The organism is Helicobacter pylori Shi112, assembly GCF_000277405.1.
Lineage (GTDB): Bacteria > Campylobacterota > Campylobacteria > Campylobacterales > Helicobacteraceae > Helicobacter > Helicobacter pylori_C.
Genome location: NC_017741.1, coordinates 1,460,646 through 1,476,554 on the forward strand (window position 1 = coordinate 1,460,646; position 15,909 = coordinate 1,476,554).

The 15,909-nt window shown below is 39.7% G+C and carries 15 protein-coding genes and 1 pseudogene; 2 read left to right on the forward strand and 14 right to left on the reverse strand.

The window, feature by feature from the left end:
* Positions 1-4 precede the first annotated feature (4 nt).
* Positions 5-1,114 carry a glycosyltransferase family 8 protein gene (locus HPSH112_RS07055; protein ID WP_000339999.1) on the forward strand — a complete coding sequence of 370 codons (1,110 nt, stop codon included), beginning with the start codon at positions 5-7 and terminating at the stop codon, positions 1,112-1,114.
* A 10-nt stretch (positions 1,115-1,124) separates the two neighbouring features.
* On the opposite strand, the gene HPSH112_RS07060 is transcribed toward HPSH112_RS07055, so the two are convergent.
* From HPSH112_RS07060 to HPSH112_RS07095, 8 genes are read right to left on the reverse strand one after another with little or no spacing between them, the layout of a single operon-like run.
* Positions 1,125-2,087, reverse strand: a complete 963-nt coding sequence (locus HPSH112_RS07060) for an adenine-specific methyltransferase EcoRI family protein (RefSeq protein ID WP_000087157.1) — start codon at positions 2,085-2,087, stop codon at positions 1,125-1,127.
* Positions 2,068-2,922, reverse strand: a complete 855-nt coding sequence (locus HPSH112_RS07065; RefSeq protein ID WP_001085413.1) for an EcoRI family type II restriction endonuclease — start codon at positions 2,920-2,922, stop codon at positions 2,068-2,070. The genes HPSH112_RS07060 and HPSH112_RS07065 overlap by 20 nt, the downstream gene beginning before the upstream one ends.
* 3 nt (positions 2,923-2,925) lie before the next feature.
* Entirely contained in the window at positions 2,926-3,705 is a 780-nt protein-coding gene (locus HPSH112_RS07070) for a UDP-N-acetylmuramate dehydrogenase (protein ID WP_000894397.1), read from the reverse strand.
* Positions 3,706-3,708: 3 nt separating this feature from the next.
* On the reverse strand, positions 3,709-3,975 hold the full coding sequence (gene fliQ, locus HPSH112_RS07075; protein ID WP_000445741.1) for a flagellar biosynthesis protein FliQ: 267 nt from the start codon (positions 3,973-3,975) through the stop codon (positions 3,709-3,711).
* 10 nt (positions 3,976-3,985) lie between these two features.
* Entirely contained in the window at positions 3,986-5,290 is a 1,305-nt protein-coding gene (fliI, locus tag HPSH112_RS07080; protein WP_001128779.1) for a flagellar protein export ATPase FliI, read from the reverse strand.
* Entirely contained in the window at positions 5,291-6,205 is a 915-nt protein-coding gene (locus HPSH112_RS07085; RefSeq protein WP_000449327.1) for a CpaF/VirB11 family protein, read from the reverse strand. It lies immediately after the preceding gene.
* A gap of 15 nt (positions 6,206-6,220) precedes the next feature.
* The gene (gene ileS, locus HPSH112_RS07090; RefSeq protein WP_000666202.1) at positions 6,221-8,983 is read right to left on the reverse strand and encodes an isoleucine--tRNA ligase; all 2,763 of its coding nucleotides are present in this window, start codon (positions 8,981-8,983) and stop codon (positions 6,221-6,223) included.
* Positions 8,984-9,017: 34 nt separating this feature from the next.
* On the reverse strand, positions 9,018-9,275 hold the full coding sequence (locus HPSH112_RS07095; RefSeq protein WP_001217152.1) for an RNA-binding S4 domain-containing protein: 258 nt from the start codon (positions 9,273-9,275) through the stop codon (positions 9,018-9,020).
* 101 nt (positions 9,276-9,376) lie between these two features.
* On the opposite strand from HPSH112_RS07095, the gene HPSH112_RS07100 reads away from it, so the two are divergent.
* Entirely contained in the window at positions 9,377-9,997 is a 621-nt protein-coding gene (locus HPSH112_RS07100) for a hypothetical protein (protein ID WP_000671842.1), read from the forward strand.
* 288 nt (positions 9,998-10,285) lie between these two features.
* Here the strand turns inward: HPSH112_RS07100 and HPSH112_RS08825 are convergent, their stop codons facing one another.
* The 6 genes and pseudogenes from HPSH112_RS08825 to rsmA all read right to left on the reverse strand — a co-directional run bounded on the left by HPSH112_RS08825 (position 10,286) and on the right by rsmA (position 15,696).
* Positions 10,286-10,483 carry a hypothetical protein gene (locus HPSH112_RS08825; protein WP_228839848.1) on the reverse strand — a complete coding sequence of 66 codons (198 nt, stop codon included), beginning with the start codon at positions 10,481-10,483 and terminating at the stop codon, positions 10,286-10,288.
* Positions 10,434-10,550, reverse strand: a pseudogene (locus tag HPSH112_RS09030) (hypothetical protein); the annotation flags it as partial. The gene HPSH112_RS08825 and the pseudogene HPSH112_RS09030, both read right to left, overlap by 50 nt.
* Before the next feature lie 178 nt (positions 10,551-10,728).
* Complete coding sequence (rlmN, locus tag HPSH112_RS07110) at positions 10,729-11,802, reverse strand: 23S rRNA (adenine(2503)-C(2))-methyltransferase RlmN (RefSeq protein ID WP_000647774.1); 1,074 nt, start codon at positions 11,800-11,802, stop codon at positions 10,729-10,731.
* A complete protein-coding gene (locus tag HPSH112_RS07115) occupies positions 11,799-12,788 on the reverse strand; it encodes a KpsF/GutQ family sugar-phosphate isomerase (protein WP_000062512.1) in 990 nt (329 codons plus the stop codon). The genes rlmN and HPSH112_RS07115 overlap by 4 nt, the downstream gene beginning before the upstream one ends.
* Positions 12,772-14,847: a ribonuclease J gene (locus HPSH112_RS07120; RefSeq protein WP_000131597.1), complete on the reverse strand. Its 2,076-nt coding sequence runs from the start codon at positions 14,845-14,847 to the stop codon at positions 12,772-12,774. Before HPSH112_RS07120 ends, HPSH112_RS07115 begins: the two co-directional genes overlap by 17 nt.
* A gap of 33 nt (positions 14,848-14,880) precedes the next feature.
* Positions 14,881-15,696, reverse strand: a complete 816-nt coding sequence (gene rsmA, locus HPSH112_RS07125; protein WP_041199845.1) for a 16S rRNA (adenine(1518)-N(6)/adenine(1519)-N(6))-dimethyltransferase RsmA — start codon at positions 15,694-15,696, stop codon at positions 14,881-14,883.
* Positions 15,697-15,909: the final 213 nt, after the last annotated feature.

Below are 15,909 nucleotides of genomic sequence, written 5' to 3' on the forward strand. Positions count from 1 at the left end.
TCTAATGGATGCGCAAACTTTACAAAATCAAATTATCCCTATTTTTATGAGTTTTGATAAGAATTACGCGCTAGGGGCTGGCGTGAGCCTTTATTCTTTACTTTCACATGCGAGCAGGCACACAAGCGCGATAGATTTTAGCCCCTTAAGTCAAAACAACGAGCTTTTAGGCGCTAACATCGTGTATAAAATCCATTGTTTGATTAAAGGCGTCACTTTAGAGCAACAAAACAAGCTTTTAAAAACCCTTGAGCCTTTTAAAAAATTCGCTTCATTGGAGTTCATAGACATTAACTCGCTAGATCATTCCATAGAAAGCTACCTTAATGAGTCTTGTTCCAAGCGTTATGGCGGGCTTCTTGTTTTGTGCCGGCTTTTGCTCGCTTCACTCTTCCCTGATTATTCTAAAATCATTTCTATAGATGTGGATACGGTGTTTTTGGGCGATGTTGCAAGCGCTTATTTTGCACTAGATAATGACCCTACTAAATCACTTGGCATGGTGAAAGACACTTTTTCCCACCTTCCTTTTGAAGCCTTTTGTGATTTTTGCGAGCGGGCTTGTAGGAATTTTAAAATGGATTTTTCACGCTTTAGCCCAAACGAATTAAAACGCATCCATCAAGGCTTTAACATGGGCTTTTTGGTAGCGCATCTGGATCGGTGGCGTCAAGACGGGTTTGAAAAGATCGCTTTAGAGTTTTTAAAAACTAGGGGGAAAGACCTTTTCTACCCTGAGCAGTGTTTGGTTAATATGGTGTTTTGGGAGCGTATTTTAGAATTGCCTATTTATTATAATTGCTATTCTGACTTTTTCAACCAGCACTACCCTAAAAACATCATCATGCTCCATTTCATCAAATACAAGCCGTGGCGTTCTGTCAGTTCTTTGAACGGGCGTTTGATTTGCTATGAGGCTGAAGCGAGTTTTTGGCTTGCAAACCTTTTTTGCACCCCTTTTAAAAACGATTTTTTGAAAGAACGCCTTGAAATGGCCAAAGACCAACAAATGCACTCTTTTAAAACCCACATCAGATCGCAAACTATTAGAAATTATTTTTATTTTAGGGTAAAGACTTTTTTAAAGTCCTTTTTTTGTAAAACTAAGCATTAAGAATACACCTTCAGTAATCTTTTTTATGTCTAATTAAAACTCTAAAATAAGGGCATTTACCATTCACGGACAAATCCTTGCCATCATTTCCCTTCCTAAAACCAATAATCTCAAACTGATTAGGGTTAAACTTGTGTAAAAAAGTTATAGGGACTCCCATAGAACCCCTATAGTCCAAAGGTATATCTATGGTTCTATTCACATTAATTCCATCAAAATTATCGTATAGCTCGTACTTATTTTTATCGTATTTTTTTGTGAGTGGTAATATCTCATGTCTTTTTTTATAATCCAAATTTGTAAGCCATAAACAATTATTAGGAGAGATCAAGCGATTACCTAAGCTATCAATTTTGGTTTCTGTGCCATAAAGTTCATAATGTCGTGGAACAATAAAACTTGAAATCCCTCGACCAAGATGCATGCCTAACCATGCTTTATTGTTTTTAATTAGAGTAAAGATGTTTTTGTATGTAATTGCATTGATATTCCCAATAATCAAAAATTTCTTGTTGTGTTCGATCAATTGTGCTACAAACTCTCTAAAAAGTGAAAAAGGTGGATTAGTTACTACAATATCTGCTTCTTTTAACAACTGAATGCTCTCCTTACTGCGAAAATCACCATCTCCTTTGAAAAAATTCAGCTCATTAATGGTTGTTTGCCAATCCTTTTTCCCTTCATATTTGCAATAAAATCCTTTTGAATTTTGGTTGCTACCACTAAATATTTTTGATTCCACATAGCAAGCAGAAATCAATTTTTTAATCCCTAGTTCTTGAAAATGAATAAAGAAGTATTTAAAAAAATTACTCACCCTTGCGTCATCACAATTACAAAAAACAACTTTATTTTTAAAATGTTGTTTATAGTATTGCAACTCATTTTCTATATCTACCAATTGCGTATAAAATTCATCGCTTTTAAGTTGCTTGGCTTTTTGCAATATTTGATTAGTCGCTTTTCTTGACATTGTTTTTACTAGTAATTTGATTAAAAAGTGAACTACCTAAGATTTTAAGAGAAGTTTTAGCTACTTCAAACATGACTTCAAACATTTTATTTAAATTCCATCTTTGTCCATCTCCTTGTGTGTAAATAGAAATAGCTTGTAACATAATAACTCTATCTTTATACTGAACAAACTTGTTTTGACATAAATTTTGATTGATGGGCATTCCGTAATTAGCTGCCGTTAATTTATCCAATCTATTAAGAACTCCAGAATTATACTCAAGAATTACTACCCTTCCATCAGGTCTTTTTACCGATATGGTTTGAGTTAAAAAATTAGAACCTTCTAAAAATAAAATGTAAGGAAAATGTAATTCTTTGAGCATAAAGTTAGCCATTTCAGCAATATTTTTATACGCCCTTTCTATAGCATTCCCAGCCTGCATTAAATCTTGATTGCTATCTTTGCCCACCAATATTCCTTTTTGAATATTTTCTATATCTTTTCCTTGATATTTAGCTTCTGTTATCAATATAACTCTCCAATTCCCATCATCATCTTTAACTTCAATAATACCTCCATCAGGTTTTATTTTAGAACTTTGAACAAACAAGGTTCTTCCAAGCTCACTATCAAGTCCTTGCAATACGGAATTAATTTCTCTCTTAGTTATGCTTGCTCTGTGCCTAAATGACAAGCCCTTAAATTCATTTTCAAGTTTTTGCATAACAAGTTTAGAGATACTGCTCACACCCATATCGTGCAATTTGGCCTCATCGGTAAAAATATTCGTAACGCCCAAAGACTCTTTATGCTGTTTGCTTAATCTTTGAGATTGATTTTTCTTAGCCATTTTCTACCTTAAAATCTTCACTTCTTCTTCTAAATGAATGCCGTATTCTTGTAACACTCTGGTTTTGGCGAGTTCTATCAGATCTAGGGCTTCTTCAAATTCTGCGTCCCCCAAATTCACCAAAAAATTCGCATGCTCTTTGGCAAAGCCCACTCTTTTTAAGCGATACCCCCTTAAGCCCACGCTCTCTAAAAGCCTGCCTGCATAATCGTTAGGCGGGTTTTTGAAACAGCTCCCAAAATTAGGCAATTTGGGGTGGCTTTTGCGCATGTTTTTACACGCTTTTAAAACCTCTTCTCTAAAGCCATGCGTTTTTTTAAACCTCGCTCTTAAAACAACGCCATTAAATTTGCTGCTGCGATAATCTAACCCTAGCGCTTCATTCTCTAGCCATTGGTTATTAACACAAGCGCTTTCTAAAGCATTTTTTATTTCAAATTCTTTCATGCCAGCATTCATTTTAACTAACGCCCCTAAAGTGCCAGGCAATTGCCCTAAAAACTCCAAACCCCCTAAATCATTCGCTCTAAAATAATTAAAAATTTTAGAAGCATTAGTCGCTCCCCCTACCTCCACCCACTCACCCTGATCGCAAATGTAATCGTAATTCTTGCCCAATAAAGCGAGATTTTTCGCGCCAGGAGCGATTAAAAGGTTGTTCGCTAAACCTATAATCTGGTGTTCTTGAGAAATTTCATTATCGTTTTCCAAAACGCTCACTTTCAAAGGTGCACCGATTTTCACGCTGCTGTAACGAGAAAAATCAATAATGGTTTCTAGCATTTTCTAGCCTATGATTTTAGGAATGAGCTTGATTAAGGTTTTGGTGTAGTCTAAAAGCATGTTAGTCATCCACGGCATGGTTAAAATCAGCACCCCAATCACGGCTAAAATCTTAGGCACAAAAGACAAAGTCATTTCATTGATTTGAGTGGTCGCTTGAAAAATGCTGACTAATAGCCCCACCACTAAGCCCGCTAGTAATACCGGTAAAGAAATCATCAAAGTGATTTTATAAGTTTCAATGGCGAGTTTCATGAGCTGTGATTCCATGATATTCCTTTTATCTTAAGATTTCTTCTAATTGCTGAAAGCTTTGTTCAAAAGGCTGTAAAGCGTTTTCATCTTGCGCTAAAAATTGCTCCATTAAAGCCTTTTTTTTAATCGCTTCATCAAGCTCTTTATCGTTCCCCATTTGATAAGAGCCGATACGAATGAGCATTTCATTTTCTTTCAATAGCGCATACAAACGGCGGAATTTTCTCGCACAAAGGTTTTGAGACTCGCTGATGATGTCTTTAGCCACCCTTGATGCGGAGTTTAAAATATTGATAGGCGGGTAGATCCCATAATCGGTTAATTCCCTGCTTAAGACAATATGCCCGTCTAAAATACTCCTAGCCTGATCGGCTATGGGATCGCTCAAATCATCGCCCTCCACTAGCACGCTAAAAAAAGCCGTAATGCTCCCCTTATTTTCTTCCTTACCCGCTCTCTCCATCAATTGAGGCAATAAAGAAAGTGCGGATGGGGGGTAGCCTTTGGAAGTGGGCGGTTCGCCTAAGGCTAAACCAATCTCTCTTTGAGCCATAGCGAAACGAGTCACTGAATCCATGATAAACAACACATCTAGCCCCTGGTTTTTAAAATACTCCGCCACGCTCATCGCGCAAAAGGCCCCGTATTTGCGCATTAAAGGGCTATCATCGCTCGTAGCGACCACCAACACGCAAGAGCTTAAATCCCCTTTTAAGTTTTTCTCTATAAATTCAGGGATTTCTCTGCCCCTTTCCCCAATCAAAGCGATCACTTTAATAGGCGCTAAGCAACCCCTAGTGATCATGCCCATTAGCGTGGATTTACCCACCCCAGAGCCGGCAAAAATGCCCAGTTTTTGCCCCTTACCGCAAGTCAAAAGCCCATCAATGCTCTTCACTCCCACGCTAAAAACCTCATCAATCAAGCCTCTTTTTAAAGGGGCTATAGGCGTTGTAATCACAGGCGCTAATCGCTCATAATCTAGCGCTCCTTTATTGTCAATGACTTGCCCTAAAGGGTTAAGCACCCTCCCTAAAAGATTACGGCCCACAGGGAAATTCAACCCCTCTTTTAAAAACAGCACCTTATCGCCAGCCCTAGCCCCCTCTATAAAATTAAAGGGCGTGAAACCAAACTGCTCTTTTTCTGCCACCACCACCATTCCCACGCATTCAGTGCCATCGCTTTTTTCAATCTTCACCACATCGCCCACAGACGGGTTAAAGCCATCCGCATAAACGATATTGGGCATGATTTTTTTCACGCTCCCGTAGCGAGGCGATAGTTCAAAATGCTGATTCAAGCGGTTTTTTAAGGATTTTAGGGGCATTTAAAGCTCTTTAGTCCATAAGACTTCAGCGATTTGGCGCTCATTGTTGATCCTATTCACATGCACAATCACATCAATCGCGCTTCTAAAATACGCTCGCATTAAATCCTTATCCAAAGAATGCGTATAACGCATGCTTAAATTCAACGAAAGGGCTTCTAAAGTGTTTTGAGCGCTATTAGCGTGAATGGTTGAGAGCATGCCCTTATGCCCGGTGTTTCCTAAACGCAAAAAGAGCGCTGCATTCCTGGTGTCAATCTCGCCCACAATGAGCCTGTCCGGGTTTAAGCGCATGGCCATATTGAGAGCGTCTTCATAATTAAAGCGCGTGTTTTCTTGCTTGCCCACTAAAAGCCCCACGCAATTACTAAACGCTTTTAAATCCAATTCTTGGCTGTCTTCAACGCTCACCACCCTTTCATCTTTATTGACGCAATCTAAAAGAGCGTTCAATAAGCTTGTTTTACCGCTTGAAGTCTCCCCGCTAATGAGAATGTTATGCCCTTTAAGCGCTAAATCTTTCAAACCTTTTGGATTGCTTGTTTTGAAAGTGAAATCCTCTAAACTTAAGGGCTTAAGCCTAGGCACACGGATATTGAGCGTGATTTGATTGTTTGTGGTGATGCTAAAATGATTCGCGCTCACCCTATAGCGCGTGAAAGGGATAGAGCAATTTAAAGTGGGGTGCTCTTCATCAAAAAACAACCCCCTAAAACTAGCCAGTTGCTCGCAAAATCTCAGCAAAAACGCCTTATCAAAAAGCGCATGCCCTCTTTTTTCTCGTGTGTTATTGACTTTATAAAGCCAAAGCTCCTGCTCGGTATTGATTATCAGCTCTGTGATCCCACTTTCTAAAAAAGGGGTAAAATGGCCAATTAGGGCTTGTAAAACTCTATGGGTTTGTAAAGTTTCCAAAACCCTATCCTTTTATCATCGCTCTTTTAAAACCTGTTCGCAACGCTTGCAAGGGGCGTTTTCTAGCTCGCTTTTAAAACGCCAACACCTGGGGCATTTATAAAAGGGGGCTTTAAAGAGCGTGAATGCTGGCGTTTCGCTTAATTTTTCTTTTGCAATCCCCACAAAGCTTACCATCAGCAATTCTTCTACTAAATTTTCACACAACGCTTTTTCTCCCACTTCAATAGCGCATTCCAACGAATTTTTAATGACGCCTTCTTTTTTCAATCGGTCTAACTCTTCATTAAAGGCAGAACGCAAGGCCAAAACGGCTTCAAAATTTTCTGGTTTTTTAAACTCTTTAAGGTGGAGCTTTTCTGAAACGCTAATGTCTTTCAAACCAAACACATCTTTGGCTTGTAAAAAAATACGCAGCGCTTGGCTGTGCTCCAAAACTTCTTCAATCGTGTGCGTTAAAATCGGGGCTAAAAAGTAGCACAATTTACTAGCTGTAGCGAGTAAAACCATTTGAATGGCTTGGCGTTTTTCATTATTTTTGCTATCGCAATACAAGCTATCTTTACAAGCGTCTAAATAAATCCCGCTCAATTCATTGGTAACAAACGCCATTAAAACATTCAAGCCTTTCACAAAATCATGCTCTTCAAACGCGCTATTGACTCCAGCGCTTATGGTTTCTAAAGACTCTAATATAAAATGATCTAAAGGGCTGAAGTTATGGGGGCGTTCTAAATTCTTAAGATCCATATCGCTAAAATTAGCGAGTAAGAATTTTAGGGTGTTGCGGAATTTTTTATAATGCTGTTCTGTTTGAGTGAAAAAGGTTTGAGAAACCCTCAAATCGTTTTGGTAGTCATTAAACGCTACCCACAAGCGCACCACATCGCTCCCATGCGTTTTGAGTAGCTTGTCCAAAGACACCACATTGCCCTTAGACTTGCTCATTTTCTCGCCCTTTTCATCCACGATGAAGCCATGCGTGATGACCTTTTTAAAAGGGGCTTGGTTGTTTAGAATGCAACCGATTAAAAGCGAGCTTTGAAACCACCCCCTATGTTGATCGCTCCCTTCTAAAACCACATCGCTAGGGCTTTGCCCTTTTTCTCCTTGATAGTCTTCTAAAACCGCCTTAAAGGTGCTACCACTATCAAACCACACGTCTAAAATGTGCATGACTTTTTCATAATACGTGGCGTTATCTTGATAGTTAGGGGGCAATAGATCTTTCACGCTATACTCCCACCACACATCACAACCTCTCTCTTCAAAGAGCTTAGCGGTATGCTCCAAAACTTCGCTTTCAAAACAAGGCCTATTGGTGCGTTTGTCTATGAAAAAAGCTAGTGGCACGCCCCATTTTCTTTGCCGGCTCAAGCACCAATCAGGGCGGTTTTCTATCATGATTTTTAGGCGGTTTTTCCCGCTATTTGGCACAAATTCCACCTTTTCAATCGCATCTAAAGCCACTTCTCTTAAGGTTTTTTGAGAGCCATCATTTTGGATAAAAGGCTCATCCATTAAAATAAACCATTGCGTGGTCGCTCTGTAAATCACAGGCTTGTGCGTCCTCCAGCAATGCGGGTAGGAATGCTCAATCTCTTGCTCTAGCAATAAAGAATCGCCTAATTGCTCTATAATGCGTTTTTGAGCCTTAAAAACATGCTCGCCCAGATAGCTTTCATCCAATAATTGATTATGGATAATGCCCTCATCATAGCAACCCTTTTCATCCACAGACATTAACACTTCTAAATTGTATTTTAAGCCTAAATAGTAGTCCTCTTCACCATGCCCGGGCGCAGTATGCACGGCTCCTGTGCCATCTTCTAAACCGACATGCTCTCCTAGAGTGATTAGGGAATCTCGTTGGTTTAAAGGATTGAGCGCTTTCAAGTATTCTAAATCATTGGCATTGAATTCATGCATAATCTCACTATCCACCACCCCTAAAGCGGCTAATTTTTCATGCAAGGCTTTAGCGACTAAATAGCCTTTTTGGGTGAGCGCATAGATAGCGTCTTTTTTCAAAGCGATCGCCACATTCGCATACAAAGTCCAAGGCGTGGTCGTCCAGATCACCAAACTCGCTTTTTTGACTTTTAATTTTTCTAAACTCTCCTTTTTCAAACCAAACGCCACGAAAATGGAGGGCGATTTTTTCATCTTGTATTCCACTTCAGCTTCCGCTAAAGCGCTCTCGCATGCATAACTCCAATAAATAGGCTTATGGCGCTCTTTCAAAAGCCCTTTTTTAGCCACTTCCACTAAAGCCCTATAAATGCTCGCTTCAAATTTAAAATCCATGGTTTTATAAGGATCTTCAAAATCCCCCAAAACGCCTAATTGCAAAAATTCATTCTTTTGGATTTCTAAAAACTTTTTCGCATGATCTCGGCACTTTTCTCTAAACAGCGTGGGGTTTTCTAGGCTTGTTTTTTCTTTTTCTAATTGCTCTAAAATTTGCTGCTCAATGGGCAAGCCATGGCAATCCCAACCGGGCGTGTAATAGATTTTCTTCCCTTTAAAATATTCTCTTTTAACGACAATGTCTTTTAAAATTTTATTTAAGGCATGCCCTAAATGCAAATGCCCGTTCGCATAAGGCGGCCCGTCATGCAAAGTGAAAACCCCATGGTTATCTTTCCTATTCTGCATGCGTTTAAACGCTTGTTGCTCTTGCCACTTGGCGTAAGTTTTAGGCTCATTAACGCTCAAATTCCCTTTCATAGAAAAGGTGGTTGCGTTTAAGTTTAGGGTGTCTTTGTATTCTTTCACTGATTGATCCTTGGTCTTTTATTGATCTTTTATCTCATGATTCTTTTGTTTTAGGAGCGATATAAAGGTGCGTGTCTTTTCGTGGCACATTTTTTAAAGTGGGGATTTGTAAAATCGTGTATTCTTCTATCCCTTTTAAATAGTGCAAGCTAATCGCATCGCCCGCTTTCACTTCTTTACTAGCCTTAGCGCAACTCCCATTGAGCCACACCGCCCCCACATTGCACATATCTGTCGCTAAAACGCGCCGTTTCACTAAACCCACTGATTGTAAAAATTTGTCTATTCGCATGCGTTTATTTTACCCTATTCTTTAAGTTTTTATCCATAACTTATAAGGGTTTTAGTTTTAGCATGTTAGCATTCAGCCACCACTCTTTTTAAGGAATTTGTTTGAAGTTTCAAATTGTGAGTTTGTTAGCCGCTCTTTTATTAGTCTCTTGCTTGCCTCCTAAAGGCCATCATTCTGGTTTGGTGAATCTTTATATCGCTCATCAAGGCCAAAGCGTGCGCACTTATTGGCGCAAAGTGGATAGAGAAGTTGTCGCTAAACACAATGAAGCGCTTAAAAAAAACCCTAAAGCAAAGCTCAAAGACCCTAGGGGGCCTTTATTCATGCTGGGGAGTGAGCGCTTCATGCTCTTATGGAAAAACCGCTACGCTTTAGCCAAACCCCAATCGTTCAAGCTAGAGCCTGGGTTTTACTACTTGGATTCTTTTAGCGTGGAAACCCAAAAAGGCATCTTGCAGAGCGCTCCTGGCTATTCATACACCAAAAATGGCTATGATTTCAAAAACAACCGCCCCTTTTTCCTAGCCTTTGAAGTCAAACCTGATAGCAAAATCATTCTTCCTAGCGTGGAATTGAGCCTAATTAAAACCCCTAGAGGCTTTTTAGGGGTGTTCTTGTTTGACAATAATGAAAAGGGGGCTAACGCTAAGTGGATCGAGGGGAGTTTGAATTTAAAGCTTAAAAAAGCTTCCTTTAAAGACGCGTGGGGGTTGGAACCATAAAGCGCAAGGCTTTGTTTTATGGAGCGTTGGCATTAAACTTCCCTTCACTTAATCGTTATTTTAGTTTTCTTGTATCTTTGGAATGTAGGTTATAATTTCTATCGTTTGGATTTGTTAGCGTTTCTTTGGAATGCAGATTAAACCCTAGCATAGGATAAAAAGCTAAAAATAAAAATTGATTTTAAAAAATGGAGGGCAACTTGCCAACTTGCATATTCTTTGATTGAAAAATGGATTTAATGTTTGAATGCTATAAAGCAGTGGTTTGATTGGATTTAATGGGTTTGATTAGAATGGGTTAGATTTGAATGATGGTATTTTGAAGTCAAAGCCAGAGACAACCCTAGTCAAGTTGCCCCTAGCCACACCGATATTACTCGTGATGCCCGTGGCAACAACCTTCTTCTTGATGATGACTGTCGCTAGTGCTGCAACAACCTTCTTCATGATGAGAGCTGTGGTGGTGATGGTGGTGTTCACCGCCATGATAGTGGTGGTGGTGTGTGTGATGGTGATGGTGGTGTTCACCGTGTTGTTCTTCATGGTGTGCCATGATGACTCCTTTGATTAAAAATTTAAATTCTAGCTCACTGGCTAGGATTTCATTCTACAATATAAAATCTAACCAATTGTTAATGGAAGGAATTTTAACGCTAATTTTTTTGAATCATCGCTTGAGTGAAACCAACGCCCCCCCATTAGAAAAAAGACAAACGCCACAAAAAAAGTTTTTAAATTTGTTGGGAGAGTTTTTTCTCTCTCAATTGCCCGCAAGCCGCTTCAATATCCAAGGCTTTAGATTCTCTAATGGTGCATAATAAGCCTTTGGAGTTTAAAAAATCCGCAAACATTCTAGCGCTCTCTAAGCTAGGGCGCTCAAACTTAGAGCCTTCATGCGGGTTGAATAAAATCAAATTCACTTTGGATTTAATGCCGTTTAAAAGTTTTAAAAGTTTTTTAGCGCAATCCAGGCTATCGTTTAAATCTTTGATCAAAAGGTATTCAAACATCACTCTTTTGCGCTGCTCTAAAGGCCATTTTTTCACTTCATTCAAAACGCATTCAATATTGTATTTTTTATTCAAGGGCATTAAAGATGAGCGCGTTTTGTCATCTACGGCATGTAAGGATATGGCTAATTGCACGCCTAAGTTTTTGCCCGCTAAAATGGGGATTTTATCGGCTACGCCACTAGTGGAAATCGTGATTCTTTTAGGTGAAATTTGCATGCCAGCATTAAAAATCTCAATCGCTTTACACACCTCATCTAAATTGTTCAAAGGCTCGCCCATTCCCATAAAAACAATGTTGAGCGCTTTTTCAATGGGGAGGTTATTGTCTTCTTTAATGAGTAGGGCTTGCTGGATAATCTCGCTCGCTTTTAAGTTCCTTACAAAACCGCCTTTTTGAGTGAAACAAAACGCGCAACCCACTTGACAGCCGATTTGACAAGACACGCATACGGTGTATTTTTCCCCCTCTAAAATAGCGTTCGTTTCTTCATCAATCTTTTTATCCTTCATTTTCAACAACACCGCTTCAAAAGTGTGGTTATCTTTTAAAGATTTAAAAAGGTATTTTTTAGAGCCATCAACGCTCTCTCTCACATGCGTGATTTCTATCGTGCGCAAAGTAAATTCTTGCTCCAAATAAGCGATAAAATCTTTTGAAAAATTATTTTGCATGTCTTTAAAGCTTGTTTTATACTTCGCATAGAGCCACAAATAAAGCTGTTTAGCCCTAAAGCTTGGTTTTAAAAGCTGGCTCAATTCCTTTAGAGTGAAATCATAAATGCTCGCTTTCATGCTTTAAGCCCTAATTCTAAAAGTTGGTGCAAGTGCAAGACCCCTAAAACCTTATTGTGATCATCCACGCACACTAAAAGCTGGATCTTATGGCGCTCTAAAAATTCCAACGCTTCTAAAAGAAGAGCGTCTAAATTCTTAAAGCTTTTAGGTTTTAAAGTGGCAAAACGCTTCACTTCGCTCTTTAAGTTAAGCCCTTTTAATAGCGCCCTACGGACATCGCCATCGCTCAAAATCCCCACAAGCTCGTTAGCCTCATTGACTAAAATCGCGCTGCCTAGTCGTTTTTCACTCATTTCTATGAGCGCGTCTTTAAAGCTTGTGCTAGGAGCGATTAAGGGGAGGTTCGTGGTTTGCAGCAAGTCTTTAACCTTGACAAAAAGTTTTTTGCCTAAAAGCCCGCCCGGATGAAAGGAGGCAAAATCTTCTTGGCTAAAGTTTTTCGCTCGCATCAAGCATGCCATTAAAACATCGCCTAACGCTAGAGTTAGGGTGGTGGAAGTCGTTGGAGCGGTGTTAATCGGACAAGCTTCTTTTTGAATTTTCAAGCTCAAATAATAATCGCCGAGTTTAGAAAGCGAGCTGGTGGGGCTTTTAGTGAAAGTGATGATTTTATGGCTCAAGCGTTTTAAATGGCTCACCAGATTCAATAATTCTAAAGACTCGCCCCCATAGCTAATCATTAAAACCACATCGTTTTTTTCCACCATGCCCAAATCCCCATGCATGGCTTCTGTGGGGTGTAAAAACGCGCTTTTGTTACCGGTGCTTAGCATAGAAGCAACGATTTTTTGCGCCACTAAAGCGCTCTTACCCACGCCCACTATCACAAGCTTACCCCCTTTTTCTTGGCTTTTTAAAATGAGCCTAACAATCGCTTCTAAATCGTTAGGTTTTTGGAATTGCTTAACGCTTTCTAAAAGCGCGCTCGCTTCATCTCTTAAGACTTGCGCGGCGATAGCGTTGTAATCAAGTGGCATGGACATGACAAATAATAGCCGGGTATTTTCTAAACTTTTTAAAGAGCGCTTTTCTGATGAAATTACGGGTGTGATCTTCTAATTTCTTAGGGCTATTCAAAATTTCGGCGTTGCTGGATTTCAATAACAACTCCAATCCCCCTTGAATTTCTTTTGTCAAATGCTTTTCATCTTTAAAGCCCACAAGTCCTAAACTAGAAAATTGAGAGCTTTCTAAAAGCGCTTGTTTGTTTTTATTCACAAAAATCGTAGCGGCAAACACCCCAGCGCTAGCGACTTCTTCTCTTTGTTGCACAATGCTTGTGTCAATACTCAAATTGCTTTGGTTATCCACATAGCTTTTACCGCTTTTAATCGTGCCTACTTTTTTAATGAACGCAGGGCCAACTTCCACTTGATCGCCATCTTCCATTAAATAGATATTTTTTTCAGGCACCCCACAAGAAATAGCGGTTTGCTTGTGGCGCGCGACATGGTTATATTCCCCATGCACGGGTAAGAAAAACTTAGGCTTGATGAGTCTCAACATGAGCTTTTGCTCTTCTTGGGCGGCATGCCCGCTCACATGGATATTGTCAAATTCTTGATAAGCCACTTTAGCTTCTTTTTTGATTAAGAAATTCAATACCGCTGAAACGCTCGCTTCATTGCCAGGAATGGCTTTAGCGGAGATGATGACTAAATCGTTGGGTTTGATAGAAATGTGGCGGTGTTCATCAGTCGCCATGCGATAAAGCGCGCTCATGGTTTCGCCTTGTGAGCCGGTCGTTACGATTAAAACTTCATTATCCGGGTATTTAGCGACTTCATTGGCTTCAATAAAAGACTGATAAGGCAAATGGATATAGCCTAATTCTCTGGCGATGTCTAGGTTTTTTTCCATAGAGCGCCCGATCACAGCGATCTTGCGGTTGTATTTAATGCCGTATTGTATGGCTTGATACACCCGGTGGATATTGCTAGAGAATGTGCTCATAATCACTCTCCCTTGCGCTTCTTTAAAAAGCGTATCAAAAGCCGGCGCTATGGTGCTTTCACTCGGTGTGGTCCCGGATTTATGGGAATTAGTGGAATCGCTTAAAAGAAGCATCACCCCCTTTTCGCCATAGTGCGCTAAACGATACAAATCAGTGGGCAGATTATCCACTGGGGTGTGATCGATTTTAAAATCGCCGGTGTGGATGATGGTTCCGGCTTTAGTTTGGATCGCTAAAGCGCTGCTGTCAATAATAGAATGCGTAATGTGGATCCATTCAATGATAAATTCGCCCACGCTAATGGGGCAACGCTTTTCTACGATTTTAAAATACGAGCGGTATTTTTTCAAACCATGTTCATCAAACTTGCTCCCAATCAGCCCCAAACTCAAGGGCGTGCCATAAAGGGGGAATTGCAACTCTTTAAACAAATAAGGCGTGGCCCCTATGTGATCTTCATGGGCATGGGTGATGATAATGCCAGCGATTTTGTCCTTGATTTGGTGCAAGTAGGAAAAATCCGGGATTAAAATATCCACGCCAAAGAGCCCTTCTTTAGGGAAGCTCATGCCCGCATCAATCACGATCGCGCTTTTTGGGGTTTCAATGACCATCATGTTCCCCCCAATTTCGCCCAATCCCCCTAAAGGCGTGATTTTAACGCTCGCTTTAGAGTTTAGATTCATCTTATAATGCGGGTTTAAATGCTCCACCTGGATCTTGTTATTAGCTTCAACGCCCTTTTTGAGCTCCTTATGAAAGCCTAAAGTCCCTCTCTCATTCACATGCAAAATTTCCGTAACGCCCTCTACTTTGTTGTTATCCAATTCTTCTTGGGCGTAATTTCTGGTCTTTTGGGGGGTGTGTTTGGCTTTGTGGTGGTGGTTTGGTTTTTTGTTGGGGTGGTGCTCTTTTTTATGGTGTGAAAGCACTTCATGGTTTGAAGACTCTACGTTTTTTTGCGCGTTTTCTCTAAAACGCTTTTTGCGGTTGGTGAATCGCTCAAACGCTCCGGCTCGCGCCTCATGATGAGCTTTTGAATTTTCACTGCTGTTTTCATTGTTTTCATAATGGTTGTTATCAGTCATAACGATTATTCCTTTCAATTTTTTAAAAAGGCATTAGCCTTTTAAAAGGTATTCTAAGAGCTTGAGATAATCTTTTATCTCAGACGCCCTCACGCTTGTTGGTTGGTTTTCTAACGCTAAAAAATCTAACACCTTATCAAGCTTTTCTCTATAAGAAACGCTTTTTTTAAGATTGTTTGAAAGCGTCTTCCTGGGAGATGAGAAACAGGCTTTCAAAAAATCTTCTAATGTTTCAAACCCTTTTTGTAGGGCTTCTTCAAAAAATGGTGCTTGGAGTAATGAAGCTAACGCCTTTTCTTTCAGCGGCTCTTTAATCACTTCAAACACGCTAGAAAACACCTTTGGAGGCGGGCTAAACACGCTAGGCGGCACATCAAACAAAAGGGTAGCATCCCCTATTGCTTGAGTTAAAACGCTTAAGGCGTTCTGTGAATCTTTAGCGCAAAATTTGAGCGCCACTTCCTTTTGCGTCATCACCAATAAACCCCTGCATTTAGGGTCTTTGAGCGCGTTTAAAACAAGCCTGGTAGCGATATAATAAGGCAAATTAGAGATCAAAAAATAAGGCTCTTCTTCTTTTAAAAAAAGAGCGTCTTTTTCCACTAATTCTAATGCAAAAGGCTTTTTTTGCGCCTTTAGTTTTGATCGCATTTTTTCGCACAAACTGCTATCTATCTCATAAGTCTTTAAAGGATAGCGATCCAACAACTTAAGAGTCAAATCCCCTAACCCCACGCCAATTTCAATTAATTTCAATGGGTTTAAGGGGGGCAAAGCATTAACAATTCTGTCTAAAAACGACTCGTCTGTTAAAAAATGCTGTCCTAAAGACTTTTTAGCTACTACCATAAGAAGCGCTTCTAAACTCCTCATATTATACCTTAAAAAGGGGATTTGTCTTTCCTTTTTAATGCAACTTCTTTATTATAGCTTTTTTCATTCAGATGTTGGTAGTTTTGACAATAGAAGCACTTAAATTGGTGCTCGTATTAAAAATTAGTATTAAAATCTTTTTCGTTAATAATTGGTTAGATTTCGCATTATAAAATGAAATCCTAGCCA

What these genes read in the sequence shown, in the direction of transcription:
- rlmN (WP_000647774.1), bottom strand. Translation starts at nt 11,802, where the DNA reads ATGAAAGCGAGCATTTATGATTTCACTCTAAAGGAATTGAGCCAGCTT.
- HPSH112_RS07070 (WP_000894397.1), bottom strand. Translation starts at nt 3,705, where the DNA reads ATGCTAGAAACCATTATTGATTTTTCTCGTTACAGCAGCGTGAAAATC.
- HPSH112_RS07055 (WP_000339999.1), top strand. Translation starts at nt 5, where the DNA reads ATGGATGCGCAAACTTTACAAAATCAAATTATCCCTATTTTTATGAGT.
- HPSH112_RS07120 (WP_000131597.1), bottom strand. Translation starts at nt 14,847, where the DNA reads ATGACTGATAACAACCATTATGAAAACAATGAAAACAGCAGTGAAAAT.
- fliI (WP_001128779.1), bottom strand. Translation starts at nt 5,290, where the DNA reads ATGCCCCTAAAATCCTTAAAAAACCGCTTGAATCAGCATTTTGAACTA.
- HPSH112_RS08825 (WP_228839848.1), bottom strand. Translation starts at nt 10,483, where the DNA reads ATGGCGGTGAACACCACCATCACCACCACAGCTCTCATCATGAAGAAG.
- HPSH112_RS07115 (WP_000062512.1), bottom strand. Translation starts at nt 12,788, where the DNA reads ATGTCCATGCCACTTGATTACAACGCTATCGCCGCGCAAGTCTTAAGA.
- fliQ (WP_000445741.1), bottom strand. Translation starts at nt 3,975, where the DNA reads ATGGAATCACAGCTCATGAAACTCGCCATTGAAACTTATAAAATCACT.
- HPSH112_RS07095 (WP_001217152.1), bottom strand. Translation starts at nt 9,275, where the DNA reads ATGCGAATAGACAAATTTTTACAATCAGTGGGTTTAGTGAAACGGCGC.
- rsmA (WP_041199845.1), bottom strand. Translation starts at nt 15,696, where the DNA reads ATGGTAGTAGCTAAAAAGTCTTTAGGACAGCATTTTTTAACAGACGAG.
- HPSH112_RS07065 (WP_001085413.1), bottom strand. Translation starts at nt 2,922, where the DNA reads ATGGCTAAGAAAAATCAATCTCAAAGATTAAGCAAACAGCATAAAGAG.
- HPSH112_RS07060 (WP_000087157.1), bottom strand. Translation starts at nt 2,087, where the DNA reads ATGTCAAGAAAAGCGACTAATCAAATATTGCAAAAAGCCAAGCAACTT.